The organism is Tsukamurella asaccharolytica, assembly GCF_007858435.1.
GTDB lineage: Bacteria > Actinomycetota > Actinomycetes > Mycobacteriales > Mycobacteriaceae > Tsukamurella > Tsukamurella asaccharolytica.
Genome location: NZ_VIGW01000004.1, coordinates 226,223 through 242,331, shown reverse-complemented (window position 1 = coordinate 242,331; position 16,109 = coordinate 226,223). Strand labels below are relative to the sequence as shown.

Genomic DNA, 16,109 nt, shown 5'->3' with positions numbered 1-16,109 from the left:
CCGTTAGAAGCCCAGACGTCCGAGCTGCTTCGGGTCGCGCTGCCAGTCCTTCGCGACCTTCACATGCAGCGACAGGAAGACCTTGCGACCGAGAAGCTTCTCGATCTCGCCACGCGCGGCGGTGCCGACGGACTTCAACCGGGAGCCGCCCTTGCCGATGATGATCGCCTTCTGCGAGGGCCGCTCGACGTACAGCAGGGCGTGCACCTCGAGCATCGCGGGCTTGCCGGACTTCTCCTGCGCCTCCGTCTTCTCCCGCTCGACCACCTCTTCGATCACGACGGCCAGCGAGTGCGGCAGCTCATCGCGGACGCCCTCGAGCGCGGCCTCGCGGATCAGCTCAGCCATCATCGTGTCGTCGTCGGTGTCGGTGATCTCGCCGTCCGGATAGAACGCCGGGCCCGGCTTCATCTTCGATGCGATCAGCCGCACCAGGTCCTCGACCTGCTCGCCGGACGTCGCCGACACCGGGATCACGTCGCAGTTCTCGCCGAGGAACGCCGAGACCGCCAGCAGCTGCTCGGCGACCTTGTCGCGCCCCACCTTGTCGATCTTGGTGACCACGCCCATCAGCGGCGTGCGCGGTGCCATGTGCCGCACCTGATCGAGGATGTACTTGTCGCCGGGGCCGATCTTCTCGTCCGCCGGAATGGTCAGGCAGATCAGGTCGACCTCGGAGTAGGTGTCGCGCACCAGGTCATTGAGGCGCTGGCCGAGGAGGGTGCGAGGGCGGTGCAGGCCGGGGGTGTCGACCAGCACGATCTGGCAGTCGGGCCGGTTGACGATGCCGCGGATCGTCGAGCGGGTGGTCTGCGGCCGGGAGCTCGTGATCGCGACCTTCGTCCCGACGAGGGCGTTGGTCAGCGTGGACTTGCCGGTGTTGGGCCGCCCAACGAAGCACACGAAACCGGAGCGGAAATCCTCGGAGGTCTGGGTCTCTTCGGTCACGGTCGGGCCTCTCCACGCTCATCGAACAGCGACACCGGAGCGTCCGGCGTCACCTCGTGCATCGCCGCGACGCCGGCATCGGATCCGTCGACGGAGCCGACCAGGACGGCGGCCTCGAAGCCCTCGGCCCCGGAGCTCAGGGCCGTCGCGACGGCCACCTGCAGCCCCGTCAGCGTGAGGGATTCCAAGGCGACGGGCGCGCCCGCGTACGTGCGGCCGTCGAGGTCGCGGACCGCTGCGCCGTGCGCCGCGCCCGCCCTCGCCATCACGCCCCGCGCGAGGGTCACCAGCTTGCGGTCCTCATCGGAGGTCTCTGTCACGCGGACTCCTTCTCGTGCTCGGCGGTCGCGCCGTCGTCCGACGGTGCCGCTCCCTCGGTCTCCGCGCTGCGCACGAGGACCGTGGAGATCCGCATCCGGCCGCGGCGGTCGGTGGCGCCCTCGGCCTCCAGCAGCAGGCCGTGGGCCCGGACCTCCGAGCCGGGCAGCGGCACGCGGCCCAGCGCCAGCCCGAGGAGGCCGCCGACGGTGTCGACCTCGTCCTCCTCGATCTCCTTGTCGAAGAGCTCACCCAGGGTCTCCAGGTCCAACCGAGCTGACACCCGGAAGACCCCGTCGCCGAGCTCCTCGACCGGTGCGATCTCGCCGGCGTCGTATTCGTCGGTGATCTCGCCGACGATCTCCTCCAGCACGTCCTCGATGGTCACCAGGCCCGCGATCGAGCCGTACTCGTTGACGAGGACGGCCATGTGGTTGTTGGTGAGCTGCATCTCCCGCAGCAGCGCATCCACCGGTTTCGAGTCGGGCACGAAGACCGCCGGGCGCGCCATCCGGCCCACCTCGATACCGTCCCGGTCGGCACCGTCGGGCAGGGCGACGAGGTCCTTGAGGTAGACGACGCCCCGCACGTCGTCGACGTTCTCACCGATGACGGGGATGCGGGAGTGACCCGAGCGGACCGCGAGCCGAGTGGCCTGCGAGACGGACTTGTCGGCCTCGATCCACACCATCTCGGGGCGGGGCACCATGACCTCGCGGGCAGCGGTGTCGCCGAGCTCGAAGACGGACTGGATCATCTTGCCCTCGTCCGCGTCCACCACGCCGCGCTGCTGCGCGAGATCGACGAGCTCGCGCAGCTCGACCTCCGTGGCGAACGGGCCGTTCCGGTAACCCCGGCCGGGAGTGATCGCGTTACCGAGCAGGATGAGAAGGCGGGTGATCGGGCCCATGAGGATCGCGATGACCTGCAGGATCACGGCGGTCGCGCAGCCCAGCGAGTAGGCGTGCTGGCGGCCGAGCGTGCGGGGCCCCACGCCGATGAGCACGTAACTGACGACCGTCATGACGGCGGCGGTCACGACGGCCGTCCACACGGTGGACAGGTAGCGGTCGAGGACCAGGAAGACGAGGACCGTCGCGAGGACCTCGCACGCGGTGCGCAGCAGGACCACGAGGTTGACGTACAGCGGCCGGTTGGCCAGCACGCGCTGCAGTCGCTTCGCTCCCGGGCGGCCGTCCTCGACGAGGTCCTCGACGCGCGCCGGGGACACCGTGAGCAGGGCGGAGTCGACCGCCGCGAACAGCCCACCCAGCAGGACCAGGGCGAGGACGCCGACGATCAGCAGGATCGACGAGGACACGGCTCAGTCCCGCCGCCCCAGGAACCCGGTGCGGCCCAGCAGCTTCTCGTCGCGCGCGGACTGGCGCGCGCGACGCTCCTGGTCGCGCTGCTGTGCGTAGTACTCGGCGAGGATGCTGTCCTGGAGGGCGAACATCTCGCGCTCCTCGTCGGGCTCGGCGTGGTCGAAGCCCAGCAGGTGCAGCACTCCGTGCACGGTCAGGACGTTGAGCTCGTGGCCGGTCGAGTGCCCGGCGGCGGTCGCCTGCTCCGCTGCGAACTGAGGGCACAGCACGATGTCGCCGAGCGTCGCGGGTCCCGCATCGGGCATGTCCGGGCGGCCCCCCGGCGTCAGCTCGTCCATCGGGAAGCTCATCACGTCGGTGGGGCCGGGCAGGTCCATCCACTTCACGTGCAGGTCGGCCATGGTGTCGAGGTCGACGGCGAGCATGTTCAGCTCGGCGCCCGGGTGCACGTCCATCGCGGCGATGGCGAACGCCGCCACCGCCACGACCTCCGCCTCGTCGACGTCGAAGCCCGACTCGTTGGCGAATTCGATGCTCATCGGCGTCCCGGAATGCGTCGCGCGCCCAGCTGGGGGCGTTTGGCGGCGTCGAGCTGCTCCTCGAACTGCGCGTACGCGTCGACGATCTCGGCGACCAGGCGGTGCCGCACGACGTCGGCGCTGGACAGCTCGGCGATGTGGATGTCATCGATACCGCGCAGGATGCCGACCGCGGCGCGCAGACCGCTGGTGGCGCCGCCCGGCAGGTCGACCTGCGTCGCGTCGCCCGTGACCACGATCTTGGAGCCGAAGCCGAGCCTGGTGAGGAACATCTTCATCTGCTCGGCGGTGGTGTTCTGCGCCTCGTCGAGGATGATGAAGGCGTCGTTGAGGGTCCGGCCGCGCATGTACGCCAGCGGCGCGACCTCGATGACGCCTGCGGCCATCAGCTTCGGAATGGCCTCGGGATCCATCATGTCGTGCAGCGCGTCGTAGAGCGGGCGCAGGTACGGGTCGATCTTCTCGTTCAGCGTGCCCGGGAGGAAGCCGAGGCGCTCGCCCGCCTCCACCGCGGGGCGGGTGAGGATGATGCGGCTGACCTGCTTGGACTGCAGCGCCTGCACGGCCTTCGCCATCGCGAGGTAGGTCTTTCCGGTGCCGGCGGGACCGATGCCGAAGACGATGGTGTGCTCGTCGATCGCGTCGACGTACTTCTTCTGGTTGACCGTCTTCGGGCGCACCGTCTTCCCGCGGCGGGAGATGATGTCGAGGGTGAGGACCTCGGCCGGCGATTCGCCGGAACCGTCGGTCATCATGCCGATGGACCGGCGCACCTCCTCCGGGCTCACGGCGACGCCGCTGCGCACGGCGGCGAGCAGCTCGGCGAGGACCCGCTCGGCGAGCGCGACGTCGGCGGGGCGGCCGGAGAGGGTGATCACGTTGCCGCGCGCGTGGATGTCCGCGGCCAGCGCGCCCTCGAGCGCGCGAAGGTTCGCGTCCGCAGGACCGAGGAGCCCGAAGGTCAGCTCGATCGGGATCTCGACGGTGGATCGCGCCGGCGTCAGTGCCTGGGCGCGGCTGTCGGAACTGGTGGGGTCTGGCACGCGGTGCGTCAATCCTTGTCTCGGCGGTGACCGCGCCTGACGGTGCGGATACGCCCAGTTTAGTACCGCAGGCCCTCGGAAGGCGCGTGGGTTTCGCCCGCGGCGGACCCCGCGGCGCTGAGAGTCACCGTGCGGAGAGCTCTTCGATCGCGGCGACGGTGGCGGCGTGGCCCTTCGAGCCGGGCTCGAGGAAGTCGTCGTGGCCCTCGCCGTCGATCATCGTGAGCGTCGCGTCCATCCCGTTCTCCTGCGCCTTCGAGAGGAACCACTCGGAGAGCTGGTACGGCACCTGCTCGTCGAGCCGGCCGTGCAGCGCCCGCACGCGGGTGGTGAAGGGCATCTGCCCGACGGGGCTGGCGGCCGCGAAGGTCCGCTTGAGCAGGCGCGGATTCGCGTTCGGCCCGAGGTCGAACAGCAGCCGCATGGACTGATCGCCGTCGCCGCGCTCGATGAGGTCGAGCACGCCGCCGCGGGAGATGACGCCCAGCAGATCGGGCCGCTGCGCGGCGGCCCAGACCGCGAGCGTGGCCCCGGCGCTGTGGGAGGCCACGATGTGCCCGGCGCCCTTGGCCAGCTTGTCGGTGCCGTAGTCGATGGCGGCGAGCACGTCCTGGCTGAGGATCGGCCACGTCACGCCGGGCTCCCCCACCCGCCGGTACTCGACGTTCCATACCGGGTACCCGCGGTCGTTGAGATCCTTGGCGACCTTCGACTCCATCTTCATCGTGTACAGGTTCCGCCAGAACCCGCCGTGCACGAGGGTGATCAGCGGCTTGTCCTTGTCGCCGGGATAGAAGTGCCCGTGCTGCGATTCCTCGCTGCCGTAGAAGATGCGACGTGCCATCGTGTCCGAGCACTCCTCAACTCAGGCCGGCGGCGTGCCGGCCCATCGATCCGTCAGGACTCCCAGGGCGCCCAGGGCGACGGCCGCGGCGGTGGAAGTCCGCAGCACCGTCGGGCCGAGAAGCGCGGGCTGCGCACCCATCCCGACCAGGGCGTCCAGTTCCTCGGGGCTGATTCCGCCCTCCGGACCCACAACGATAACGACGGTGCGGGTTACTGAGAAGTCAACCTCACCGAGAGGCACCGCCGAACCCTCATGCAGGACAACTACATTCGCATCCATACTGGTGAGTAATGGAACGAGTTCCCGTGTCGTTACGAGGTCGTGGATCTCCGGAACATACGCTCGCCGCGCCTGTTTCGCGGCGGACCGCGCCACTGCGCGCCACCGGGCGACGCCCTTCTCGGACTTCCCCGAGCCCTTGCCGCCGGACCCGCCGCCGGCCCACCGGGAGACGCACCGGGAGGCCTGCCAGGGGACGATCGCGTCGATCCCCGCCTCGGTGGCGAGCTCGACCGCCAGCTCGGAACGATCGGACTTCGGCAGCGCCTGCACGAGCACCACCCGGGGCGACGCGGGTGGGACCGTCCAGGTCTCGGAGCAGCGCACCGTGACGTCCGCCTTGCCCACCGCGGTCGCGGTGCACCGGGCGAAGCCACCGGCACCGTCGGACAGGACCAGCTCCTCGCCCGGCCGGACGCGACGCACGGCCGCGGCGTGCCGCCCCTCGTCGCCGGCGAGGAGGTGCTCCTCCCCCGGCGCCGGCAGCGACTCCGCGAGGAAGACGGTGGCCGCCACCCGCGGCTACCGGCCGGCGAAGGTGTCGCGCAGGCGGGAGAAGATGCCGCCGCCCTGTTCCTGGCCGCCGCGCCGCGCAGGATGCGGACCCTCGCCCGGGAACAACGCCTTGAGCTCGCGCAGCTTCTCGGTCTGCTTCTTGTCCAGCCGCGTCGGCACCGCCACGTCGAAATGCACGACGAGGTTGCCACGCACCTGCGAGTTGACCTGCGGCATGCCGTGGCCGCGCAGCACCGTGGTATCGCCGGTCTGGCTGCCCGGGGGCACCTCCACCGTGAGCTCGCCGTCGACGACGGTGGGCACCACGACCTGGGAGCCCAGGGCCGCGTCGAACATCGGCACGCGCGCGGTGACGTGCAGCGTGCTGCCGTCCCGGGTGAGGTACTCGTGCTCCTTCTCGGTGACCTCGACGTAGAGGTCCCCGGCGGGGCCGCCGCCGGGGCCGACCTCGCCCTGGCCCGCGAGCCGGACCCGCATTCCGTCGCCGACGCCGGCGGGGATCTTCACGGTCAGGTTGCGGCGGGTGCGCACGCGACCGTCGCCGCTGCACTTGCCGCAGGGGTTCTCGATGACCTCCCCGACCCCCGAGCAGGTGGGGCACGGACGCGAGGTCATGACCTGGCCGAGGAAGGACCGCTGCACCGACTGCACCTCGCCCGCGCCGTGGCACGTGGGGCAGGTCGACGGCCTGCTGTCCCCCTCGGTGCCGGCCCCCTTGCACTTGTCGCAGAGGATCGCCGTGTCGACGCTCAGCTCGCGGCTCACGCCGTTCGCGCACTCGTCGAGGTCCAGCTCCATGCGGATCAGCGCGTCGTTGCCCTCGCGGACCCGCCCGCGGGGGCCGCGGCCGCCGCCGCCCATGCCGCCGCCGAAGAAGGCCTCGAAGACGTCGCCGAGGCCGCCACCGCCGAAGCCGCCGAAGCCGCCGGCGCCCGGCGAGCTGTCGAGCGGATCGCCGCCCATGTCGACGATGCGGCGCTTCTCCGGGTCGCTGAGCACCTCGTAGGCATCGGAGACGTCGCGGAACTTCTTCTGCGCCGCCTCGTCGGGATTCACGTCGGGGTGCAGCTCGCGAGCGAGCTTGCGGTACGCGCGCTTGAGTTCCTGATCGGAGGCCTTCGAATCGACCCCGAGGATGCGGTAGTAATCACGTGCCACTTCTGCGAAACCCTCTAACGAAATCGGCGACAGTCAGCGGACCTGAACGGACCGCGCTCAACCCATGATTCCACCACAGGGCCGCTTCGGACCATTCCTGCAGGTGGGGTTGTGACCCACCGGCCCCGTCAGCGCTCGCCGAGCACCTCGCCCACGTACCGCGCGACGGCCGCAACCGAGGCGATGGTGCCCGGGTAGTCCATGCGGGTGGGGCCGAGCACCCCGACGCCACCGAAGACCGCGCCGGGCGCGCCGTAGCCCGTGGAGACGACCGACGCGCCGCGCAGGTTCTCGTCCTGCGTCTCGGAGCCGATGGCCACCGACACGGTGCCCGGCTGCTGCCGGGCCGTGAGCAGCTTGAGGACGACCACCTGCTCCTCCAGCGTCTCGAGCACGCTGCGCAGGGAGCCGGAGACGGCGTCGAAGTCGGCGGCGTTGCGGGTCAGGTTCGCGGTGCCGCCCAGCACCAGTCGGTCGTCGGCGCGCTCCACCAGGGTCTCCACCAGCACTGTCGAGACGCGGATCACCGCGTCGCGCAGGTCTCGCGGGGCGAGCGGCGCCAGATCGGCCACGCCCATCGAGGCGTCGGGGATCAGCTTGCCGTGCACCGCGGCGCCGAACAGCTCACGCAGGCGGGCGAGATCGTCGTCCGACACCGCGCCGCCGAGCTCGACGAGCCGCTGCTCGACGCGGCCCGAGTCGAGGATCACGACGAGCAGCAGGCGGGTCGGGGCCAGGCCCACGACCTCGAGGTGCCGGACCCGCGCGGAGCTGAGTACCGGATACTGGATGACCGCGACCTGCCGCGTGAGCTGGGCCAGCAGTCGCACCGAGCGCTGCAGCACATCGTCCAGATCCACGCCCGTCTCGAGGAACTGCAGGATCGCGCGTCGCTCGGCCGACGAGAGCGGCTTGATCTGCGCGATCCGGTCCACGAACTGCCGGTAGCCCTTCTCAGTGGGTACACGCCCCGAGCTGGTGTGCTGCTGGGTGATGTAGCCCTCGGCCTCGAGAACGGCCATGTCGTTGCGGACCGTCGCGCTGGAGACACCCAGCTGGTGTCGGTCCACCAGGGCCTTCGACCCGACGGGCTCCTGCGTCTCGACGTAGTCGGCCACGATGGCCCGGAGCACCTCGAAACGTCGGTCCTCCGTCGTCGACATCGCGCCGTCCTTTCGAGTGTGAACTTCGGACGTCGAGTTTACTCGGGATACAGTCGAGCCGTGATCTTCAAGGGCGTACTCGACGGAAAGCCGTACCCGGATCACGGTCTGACGGCGCGCGACTGGTCGCAGATCCCGCCGCAGCAGGTCCGCCTGAGCGCGATCATCACCACGACCACAGTGCTGGCCCTGGACCGGCTGCTCTCCGAGGACTCCACCTTCTACGGCGACCTGTTCCCGCACGCGGTCCAGTGGAACGGCGATCTCTACCTCGAGGACGGCCTGCACCGCGCGGTGCGGTCGGCACTGCGCGGGCGCGAGGTGCTGCACTGCCGCGTGCACGCGCTCCCGCCCGGCACCCCGCCACGTCCGGCATCCTCGGGGAGGCACGGCAAGCACGCCCGCCAAGACTGAGAGGACTTCCCATGTCGCGCACCATCCGCCTGACCGGGTCCGGCATCGCCACCGCGAGCCCCGACGTCGTCATCGCCCACATCGGCGTGGAGGTCCGGGCGTCCGACGTGGCGTCGGCCTTCTCCGGCGCAGGTGAGGCTGCGCGCGCAGTGGTCGCCGCTGTCCGCGCGGCCGGAGTGGCGGACGGCGACGTCGCCACGTCGAACCTGGGGCTGCAGGCCGTCGAGACCGGGCCGTGGGAGGACCGGCGGCTCGAGGGCTACGCCGCGAGCGAGTCGCTCACGGTGACCGTCCGCACCGTCGCCGACGCCCCCGCAGTGTTGCAGGCCGCCGCGACGGCCGCGGGCAATGCGGCCCGGATCCAGTCCGTCGCCTTCACCCTGTCCGACGGTGCCGGCCCCGCCGCCGCGGCGCGCGAGGCCGCGTTCGCCGACGCGAGGGCCCAGGCCGAGCAGTACGCCGCGCTATCGGGCGACGACCTCGGCGCTGTGCTCGCCATCGCCGACGACCCGTCGGGGCCACGCACCGAGGTGCACGTCGCCGCGAAGTCCTTCGCCGCGGCGCCCGCGGGCCCGGCGCTGGAGCCCGGTGAGACGACCGTGAGAGCGCGGGTCACCGTCGAATGGGAGTTGGTGTAACCACCTTCTCCGTTGCCGTAACCGGCGATCGGCTGCGGCGGCACCCGCCCGCTGCCACGCTGGGGCCATGGCGGACACGACATCCAGCACGGCACGGACATTGCGCGTGACCGGCCTCGCGCTGCTCGCGGCGGTCGCCCTGGGCGGTTCGGTGACGGCGTGCGGCTCGTCGAGCACGTCCAGCGACTCCCCGCGGGAGATCACGGCGGTCGGCACCGGCGACGCCGCCGGCAAGCCCGACGTGCTCACCGTGGAGCTGGCGGTCCAACACCAGGCCGGCGACGTGACGACCGCGCTCAACGACGCCTCGGCGAGCGCGCAGAAGGTGATCGACGCGGCCGGCGCCAACGGCGTCGAGAAGAAGGACGTCGCCACGGCGAACGTCCGGGTCAATCCCCGCTACGGCACCGACCGGCAGATCACGTCCTACGAGGCGACGCAGTCGCTGACGGTGAAGGTCCGCAAGCTCGAGACCGCGTCGAAGCTGCTCGGCGACCTCGCGACCGCCGGCGGCGACGCGACCCGCATCAGCTCCGTGGGCTTCGACATCGAGAACGACTCCGCGCTCAAGGCGACCGCCCGCGACAAGGCCTTCGCCGAGGCCAAGAGCCGCGCCGAGCAGTACGCCACGCTGTCCGGCGGCTCGCTCGGCGAGGTCCGCACCGTCACCGAGGGCAGCGCGGCGCGGCCGAGGGTCACGCAGCGCTTCGACGCGCCGGCCACCGCCGCGCCCGTCCCCATCGAGGCCGGCGAGCAGTCGCTCACCGTGACGGTCACGGTGGTCTGGCAGCTGCGGTAGCTCAGTCCAGGATCCGGCGCACCACGCCGTCGGCCACTAACCGCCCGGCGTCCGTGAGCACGTAGGCATCGCCCTCCCGGCGCAGGTTCCCGACGGTGACCTCGGCCCGGGCGCGGGAGGCCTCGTCGGGCCGGAGCACGGCGAGCGGGATGCCGGAACGCATGCGCACGCGCAGCATCACGTCCTCGACGTGCCGGTCCTCGTCGGTGAGCGTCTCGTGGCCCGCGATCGGCAGCGCGCCGGCACCGACCGCAGCGGCGTACCGGGCGGGGTGTTTGACGTTCCACACCCGCGTACCGGCGACGTGGCCGTGCGCGCCGGGCCCGGCGCCCCACCAGTTCGCACCCTCCCAGTACAGCTCGTTGTGCCGGCACCGGCCCGCCTCGGAGCGCGCCCAGTTCGACACCTCGTACCAGTCGAAGCCGGCGTCGCGCAGGGCCCCGTCGAGCATCTCGTACCGGTGCGCGAGCACGTCGTCGTCGGTGTCCGGGAGCTCCCCGCGGCGGATCCGCCGGGCCAACGCAGTGCCGTCCTCGACGATGAGCGCGTAGGCGGAGACGTGGTCCACGCCGGCGTCGAGCACGGCGTCCAGCGACGCGCGCAGGTCGCCGTCGGACTCCCCGGGCGTGCCGTAGATCAGGTCGAGGTTGACGTGGTCGAAGCCCGCGGCGCGGGCCTCCTTGGCCGCCGCCACCGCGCGTCCCGGAGTGTGCGTGCGGTCCAGCACCTGCAGCACGTGCGCCGCGGCCGACTGCATGCCGAGCGAGACCCGCGTGAAGCCGGCGGCCCGCAGCCGGGCGAAGAACTCCGGCGAGGTGGACTCCGGGTTCGACTCAGTGGTCACCTCGGCATCGTCGGCGAAGTCGAAGTGGCGGCGGGCGGTCTCGAGCAGGGCGGCGAGGCCGTCGCCGCCCAGAAGCGACGGGGTGCCGCCGCCCACGAACACCGTCGACACGGGAACGTCGCCGAGCGCGCGGCGGGCCAGCGCCAACTCGCCGTCGATCGCCTGCGCCCAGGCCTGCGGCGATGTCGACGCGCCCAGTTCGCCGGCGGTGTACGTGTTGAAGTCGCAGTAGCCACAGCGCGTCGCACAGAACGGAACGTGCAGGTACAGCCCGAACGGTGTCGCGGCACCGTCGAGCCGACTGATCTCAGGAATCGAGGGTGCGGCCACAGCTTCAGTCTGTCAGGTTCGCCGACCACCGGATTTCGCTCGCGGGTGAGCGGAACCCGATTCCGCCTTTCCGCCCAGCCGGTGGCACAATGATCTCGATGGATGGACAGGGTGAGCTGCTGGCGTCCCGCCGGCACATCGATTACCTGCGGGTCTGCAGCAGCGGCTGTCGGGCCTGATTCCCGACGCCCTTTTCGCGTCGAGCCCCGGAAGCGCCACCAGCCCGGCGCGCCATCCCATGAATCTCAGGAGTCTCCATGACGTCGATCGCCGGCGCACCTGTCCCCTCCTCCGCTGCGGCCGCCCCGACCCGGCCCGCGCGTACGCGCCCGGTCAAGCGCAAGTCGGAGGGCCAGTGGAAGCTGGGGTACCGCACGCCGCTCAACCCCAACGAGCAGACCAAGCGCGACGACAACCCGCTCAATGTGCGCGCCCGGATCGAGAACATCTACTCGAAGGAGGGCTTCGACTCGATCGACAAGGCCGACCTGCGCGGCCGGATGCGCTGGTGGGGCCTGTACACGCAGCGTGAGCAGGGCTACGACGGCACGTACACGGGCGACGAGAACATCGACCTGCTGGAGGCCCCGTACTTCATGATGCGGGTGCGGTGCGACGCCGGGAAGCTCGACGCCGCGCAGGTGCGCACCCTCGGCGAGCTCTCCACCGAGTTCGGGCGCGACACCGCCGACATCTCGGACCGCGAGAACGTGCAGTTCCACTGGATCGAGATCGAGAACGTCCCGGAGATCTGGAAGCGTCTCGAGGCGGTCGGGCTGAAGACCACCGAGGCCTGCGGCGACTGCCCCCGCGTGGTGCTCGGCTCGCCGCTCGCCGGCGAGTCCTTCGACGAGATCCTCGACCCTTCGCCCGCGATCGACGAGATCGTGCGCCGCTACATCGGCGACCCGAAGTACTCGAACCTGCCGCGCAAGTTCAAGACCGCCATCTCGGGCCAGCAGGACGTGGTCCACGAGATCAACGACGTGGCCTTCGTCGGCGTCGTGCACCCCGAGCACGGCCCCGGCCTGGACCTGTGGGTCGGCGGCGGCCTGTCGACGAACCCGATGCTCGCGCAGCGCGTGGGCGCGTGGATCCCGCTCGACGAGGTGCCCGACGTCTGGGAGGGCGTGGTCTCGATCTTCCGCGACTACGGCTACCGGCGCCTCCGCTCGAAGGCGCGGCTGAAGTTCCTGGTCAAGGACTGGGGGGTGGAGAAATTCCGTGAAGTTCTCGAAACGGAGTACCTCGGCCGCAAGCTCATCGACGGTCCCGCGCCCGAGCAGCCGGAGCGACCCATCGACCACATCGGCGTGCAGAAGCTGCGCAACGGACTGAACGCCGTCGGCTTCTCCCCCATCGCCGGCCGCGTCTCGGGCACGACGCTGAGCCGGGTGGCGGACGCCATGGACAGGGTGGGCTCGGACCGCGCCTCGTTCACCCCGTACCAGAAGTTGATCATCCTCGACGTCCCCGACGACCAGGTCGATTCGCTGATCGACGAGCTGGCCCCGCTCGGCCTGCAGGGTCGCCCCTCGATCTGGCGCCGCAACCTCATCGCGTGCAGCGGCATCGAGTTCTGCAAGCTCTCCTTCGTGGAGACCCGCAAGCGCTCGCAGGTGCTCGTGCCCGACCTGGAGCAGCGGCTCGCCGACCTCAACGCCCAGCTGGACGTGCCCATCACGGTGAACATCAACGGCTGTCCCAACTCGTGCGGCCGCTCCCAGATCGCCGACATCGGCTTCAAGGGCCAGCTCGTCGACGACCACGAGGGGAATCATGTCGAGGGCTTCCAGGTTCACCTTGGTGGAAGCCTCGGGCTCGACAGCGGGTTCGGCCGCAAGCTGCGCCAGCACAAGGTGCTGTCGACGGAGCTCGGGGACTACATCGAGCGAGTGGTGCGGAACTTCGTATCGCAGCGCGAAGGCGACGAGCGCTTCGCGCAGTGGACGCTTCGCGCCGCGGAAGAGGACCTGCGATGACGGCACGAGCGGACGTGGCGACGGAGTCTCCGTCGAAGCCCCTGACCGGACGTGACGCGGACGACCTCCGCGCCCTTGCGAAGCGCGCGTCGAAGGAGTTGGAGGGCGCCGACCCGCTGACCCTGCTGCGGTGGACGCTGGACACCTTCGGCGAGGACTTCGTCGTCGCGTCCAACATGCAGGACGGGGTGCTGGTGCACCTCGCCAAGCAGGTGCAGGACCGGCCCAAGGTGCTCTTCCTCGACACCGGCTACCACTTCGCCGAAACCATCGGTATGCGCGACGCGGTGGAGGCGATCTACGAGGTCGAACTGCTCAACGTGACGCCCGCGCAGAGCGTCGGCGAGCAGGACGCGACCGTCGGTGAGAACCTCTTCGCTTCCGACCCGGCGCAGTGCTGCAACCTGCGCAAGGTCGTACCGCTGCGGGAGACCCTGTCGAGCTACAGCGCCTGGGTCACCGGTATCCGCCGGGTCGAGTCGCCCACCCGCGCGCGCGCCCCGTTCATCTCCTTCGACGAGGGCTTCGGGCTGCTGAAGATCAACCCCATCGTCGACTGGTCCGACGAGCAGATGCAGCGGTTCATCGAGGAGAACGGCATCCTCGTGAATCCGCTGGTCGACGAGGGCTACCCGTCCATCGGCTGCCAGCCCTGCACGAACAAGCCCGCCCCGGGTTCCGATCCTCGAAGCGGCCGCTGGGCCGGTTCGACCAAGACAGAATGCGGACTGCACGCCTCATGACGATCACAGAGCCCACGGAGCCCATCATCGCCGCGCCCGATCCCACCGAATTCGGCACGCTCGACGCGCTCGAGTCCGAGGCCATCCACATCTTCCGCGAGGTCGCGGGCGAGTTCGAGCGGCCCGTGATCCTGTTCTCGGGCGGCAAGGATTCGACGGTGTTGCTGCACCTCGCGGTGAAGGCCTTCTGGCCGGCGCCGCTCCCCTTCGCATTGCTGCACGTGGACACCGGCCACAACCTGCCCGAGGTGCTCGACTTCCGGGACCGAATGGTCGAGAAGTACAACCTGCGCCTGCACGTGGCCAAGGTCGAGGACTACCTCGCCGACGGCCGCCTCGAGGAGCGGGCCGACGGCATCCGCAACCCGCTGCAGACGGTGCCGCTGCTGGACGCCATCGCCGAGAACCGGTTCGACGCCGTCTTCGGCGGCGGCCGCCGCGACGAGGAGCGGGCCCGCGCCAAGGAGCGGATCTTCTCGCTGCGCAACGCCTTCGGCCAGTGGGACCCGAAACGGCAGCGGCCCGAGCTGTGGAACCTGTACAACGGCCGGCACGCGCCGGGCGAGCACGTGCGCGTCTTCCCGATCAGCAACTTCACCGAGCTCGACATCTGGCGCTACATCGCCCGCGAGGACATCGAGCTGGCCTCGATCTACTACGCGCACGAGCGGGAGGTCTACGTCCGCGACGGGATGCTGATGACCTCGGGCGTGTGGGGCGGCCCGCGCGAGGGCGAGCAGGTGCAGACCCTGTCGGTGCGCTACCGCACCGTGGGCGACGGTTCCACCACCGGTGCGATCGAGTCCACCGCGTCGAACAACGAGCAGATCATGGCCGAGGTCGCCGCGTCGCGGCTCACCGAGCGCGGCGCCACCCGTGGCGACGATCGCGTCTCGGAGGCAGCCATGGAGGACCGTAAGAAGGAGGGCTACTTCTGATGAGCACCGCCCCCGCGCTTCTGCGCCTCGCCACGGCCGGCTCCGTCGACGACGGCAAGTCCACCCTCGTGGGTCGGCTGCTCTACGACACGAAGTCGGTGCTCGCCGACCAGATCGACGCCGTCACCCGCGCCTCGGTCGACAAGGGCCTCGACACCCCGGACCTCTCGCTCCTCGTCGACGGTCTGCGCGCCGAGCGCGAGCAGGGCATCACCATCGACGTGGCCTACCGGTACTTCGCGACGCCCAACCGATCGTTCATCCTCGCCGACACCCCGGGTCACGTGCAGTACACCCGGAACACGGTGTCCGGCGCGTCGACGGCCCAGGTCGTGATCCTGCTGACCGACGCGCGCAAGGGCGTCATCGAACAGACCCGCCGCCACGCCGCGGTGCTGTCGCTCCTGGGCGTGCCGCGCCTCGTACTCGCGGTGAACAAGATCGACCTGGTCGAGGACCCCGCGGCGGTCTTCCAGGAGATCTCCGCCGAGTTCCGCGCCCTCACCGGTTCGCTGGGCTGGGCCGACGAGGCCGTGCACGCGATCCCCGTCTCGGCGCTGCACGGCGACAACGTCGCCTCGCGCTCGGACCGGACGCCGTACTACGACGGCCCGTCGCTCATCGAGCACCTCGAGTCGATCCCGACGGATCCCGACACGACGCCGATCGGCTTCCGCTTCCCGGTGCAGTACGTGATCCGGCCCCGCACCCCCGAACACCCCGATTACCGCGGGTACGCGGGACAGGTGGCCGCCGGCACCGTCGACGTGGGCGACGAGGTCCTCGTCCTCCCCGCGGGCACGCGCAGCCGCGTCGAGCGCATCGACACGGCCGACGGTCCGCTCGACTCCGCCCACACGGGCCGCTCGGTCACGGTGATCCTCGCCGACGACGTCGACGTCTCGCGCGGCGACGTGATCGTCTCCGCCGCCGATGCCCCCGAGCCTCGCCAGCAGTTCGAGGCGACGGTGTGCTGGCTGGCAGAGAAGCCGCTGCGCGTCGGCGCCCGCCTGCTGCTCAAGCACGGCACCAAGACCACGCAGGCCATCGTCGGCGGGCTGGACGCCGTCTTCGACGAGCAGAACCTCACCATCGGCGAGGGCACCACGCTGGAGCTGAACCAGATCGGCCGCATCTCGATCCAGACCGCGGAGCCCATCGTCGCCGACGACTACGACAAGAACCGGGAGATGGGCTCGTTCCTGCTCATCGACCCCGCCGGCGGCAACACGCTCGCGGCGGGCCTGGTCGGAGACGCCCTGGCCCACCTGGTCTGAGCAGTTCG

The 16,109-nt window shown here is 70.5% G+C and carries 17 protein-coding genes; 7 read left to right on the top strand and 10 right to left on the bottom strand.

Annotated features, from left to right (window positions below; genetic code table 11):
* Nucleotides 1–3: 3 nt before the first annotated feature.
* From era to hrcA, 9 genes are all read right to left on the bottom strand, one after another.
* Nucleotides 4–948 carry a GTPase Era gene (gene era / locus FK529_RS10275; RefSeq protein ID WP_146560885.1) on the bottom strand — a complete coding sequence of 315 codons (945 nt, stop codon included), beginning with the start codon at nucleotides 946–948 and terminating at the stop codon, nucleotides 4–6.
* Complete coding sequence (locus FK529_RS10270) at nucleotides 945–1,268, bottom strand: cytidine deaminase-like protein (protein ID WP_146560884.1); 324 nt, start codon at nucleotides 1,266–1,268, stop codon at nucleotides 945–947. The genes era and FK529_RS10270 overlap by 4 nt, the downstream gene beginning before the upstream one ends.
* On the bottom strand, nucleotides 1,265–2,587 hold the full coding sequence (locus FK529_RS10265; RefSeq protein ID WP_146560883.1) for a hemolysin family protein: 1,323 nt from the start codon (nucleotides 2,585–2,587) through the stop codon (nucleotides 1,265–1,267). The genes FK529_RS10270 and FK529_RS10265 overlap by 4 nt, the downstream gene beginning before the upstream one ends.
* Before the next feature lie 3 nt (nucleotides 2,588–2,590).
* Nucleotides 2,591–3,130 (bottom strand): rRNA maturation RNase YbeY, encoded by a 540-nt coding sequence (ybeY, locus tag FK529_RS10260; RefSeq protein WP_146560882.1) that lies wholly within the window; start codon nucleotides 3,128–3,130, stop codon nucleotides 2,591–2,593.
* Nucleotides 3,127–4,173, bottom strand: a complete 1,047-nt coding sequence (locus FK529_RS10255; RefSeq protein WP_146560881.1) for a PhoH family protein — start codon at nucleotides 4,171–4,173, stop codon at nucleotides 3,127–3,129. The genes ybeY and FK529_RS10255 overlap by 4 nt, the downstream gene beginning before the upstream one ends.
* 124 nt (nucleotides 4,174–4,297) lie before the next feature.
* Nucleotides 4,298–5,017: an alpha/beta hydrolase family protein gene (locus FK529_RS10250; protein ID WP_146560880.1), complete on the bottom strand. Its 720-nt coding sequence runs from the start codon at nucleotides 5,015–5,017 to the stop codon at nucleotides 4,298–4,300.
* Between the two features lie 21 nt (nucleotides 5,018–5,038).
* Entirely contained in the window at nucleotides 5,039–5,815 is a 777-nt protein-coding gene (locus FK529_RS10245; RefSeq protein WP_146560879.1) for a 16S rRNA (uracil(1498)-N(3))-methyltransferase, read from the bottom strand.
* Nucleotides 5,816–5,821: 6 nt separating this feature from the next.
* Nucleotides 5,822–6,973, bottom strand: a complete 1,152-nt coding sequence (dnaJ, locus tag FK529_RS10240; protein ID WP_146560878.1) for a molecular chaperone DnaJ — start codon at nucleotides 6,971–6,973, stop codon at nucleotides 5,822–5,824.
* A gap of 128 nt (nucleotides 6,974–7,101) precedes the next feature.
* Nucleotides 7,102–8,136 carry a heat-inducible transcriptional repressor HrcA gene (hrcA, locus tag FK529_RS10235; RefSeq protein WP_146560877.1) on the bottom strand — a complete coding sequence of 345 codons (1,035 nt, stop codon included), beginning with the start codon at nucleotides 8,134–8,136 and terminating at the stop codon, nucleotides 7,102–7,104.
* Nucleotides 8,137–8,196: 60 nt separating this feature from the next.
* On the opposite strand from hrcA, the gene FK529_RS10230 reads away from it, so the two are divergent.
* The 3 genes from FK529_RS10230 (at nucleotide 8,197) to FK529_RS10220 (ending at nucleotide 9,987) form a co-directional block, all read left to right on the top strand.
* Nucleotides 8,197–8,550 (top strand): type II toxin-antitoxin system VapB family antitoxin, encoded by a 354-nt coding sequence (locus FK529_RS10230; protein WP_068521295.1) that lies wholly within the window; start codon nucleotides 8,197–8,199, stop codon nucleotides 8,548–8,550.
* 11 nt (nucleotides 8,551–8,561) lie between these two features.
* Entirely contained in the window at nucleotides 8,562–9,188 is a 627-nt protein-coding gene (locus tag FK529_RS10225; protein WP_146560876.1) for an SIMPL domain-containing protein, read from the top strand.
* Between the two features lie 67 nt (nucleotides 9,189–9,255).
* A complete protein-coding gene (locus FK529_RS10220; RefSeq protein ID WP_146560875.1) occupies nucleotides 9,256–9,987 on the top strand; it encodes an SIMPL domain-containing protein in 732 nt (243 codons plus the stop codon).
* A gap of 1 nt (nucleotide 9,988) precedes the next feature.
* On the opposite strand, the gene hemW is transcribed toward FK529_RS10220, so the two are convergent.
* Nucleotides 9,989–11,161, bottom strand: a complete 1,173-nt coding sequence (gene hemW / locus FK529_RS10215) for a radical SAM family heme chaperone HemW (protein WP_146560874.1) — start codon at nucleotides 11,159–11,161, stop codon at nucleotides 9,989–9,991.
* Between the two features lie 257 nt (nucleotides 11,162–11,418).
* On the opposite strand from hemW, the gene FK529_RS10210 reads away from it, so the two are divergent.
* Genes FK529_RS10210 through FK529_RS10195 form a run of 4 tightly spaced genes read left to right on the top strand, consistent with a single transcriptional unit; the run spans nucleotide 11,419 to nucleotide 16,101 of the window.
* Nucleotides 11,419–13,143, top strand: a complete 1,725-nt coding sequence (locus tag FK529_RS10210; protein ID WP_146560873.1) for a nitrite/sulfite reductase — start codon at nucleotides 11,419–11,421, stop codon at nucleotides 13,141–13,143.
* Nucleotides 13,140–13,886: a phosphoadenylyl-sulfate reductase gene (locus FK529_RS10205; RefSeq protein WP_231703025.1), complete on the top strand. Its 747-nt coding sequence runs from the start codon at nucleotides 13,140–13,142 to the stop codon at nucleotides 13,884–13,886. Before FK529_RS10210 ends, FK529_RS10205 begins: the two co-directional genes overlap by 4 nt.
* Nucleotides 13,883–14,824: a sulfate adenylyltransferase subunit CysD gene (gene cysD, locus FK529_RS10200; RefSeq protein ID WP_146560872.1), complete on the top strand. Its 942-nt coding sequence runs from the start codon at nucleotides 13,883–13,885 to the stop codon at nucleotides 14,822–14,824. The genes FK529_RS10205 and cysD overlap by 4 nt, the downstream gene beginning before the upstream one ends.
* Entirely contained in the window at nucleotides 14,824–16,101 is a 1,278-nt protein-coding gene (locus tag FK529_RS10195; RefSeq protein WP_146560871.1) for a sulfate adenylyltransferase subunit 1, read from the top strand. The genes cysD and FK529_RS10195 overlap by 1 nt, the downstream gene beginning before the upstream one ends.
* Nucleotides 16,102–16,109: the final 8 nt, after the last annotated feature.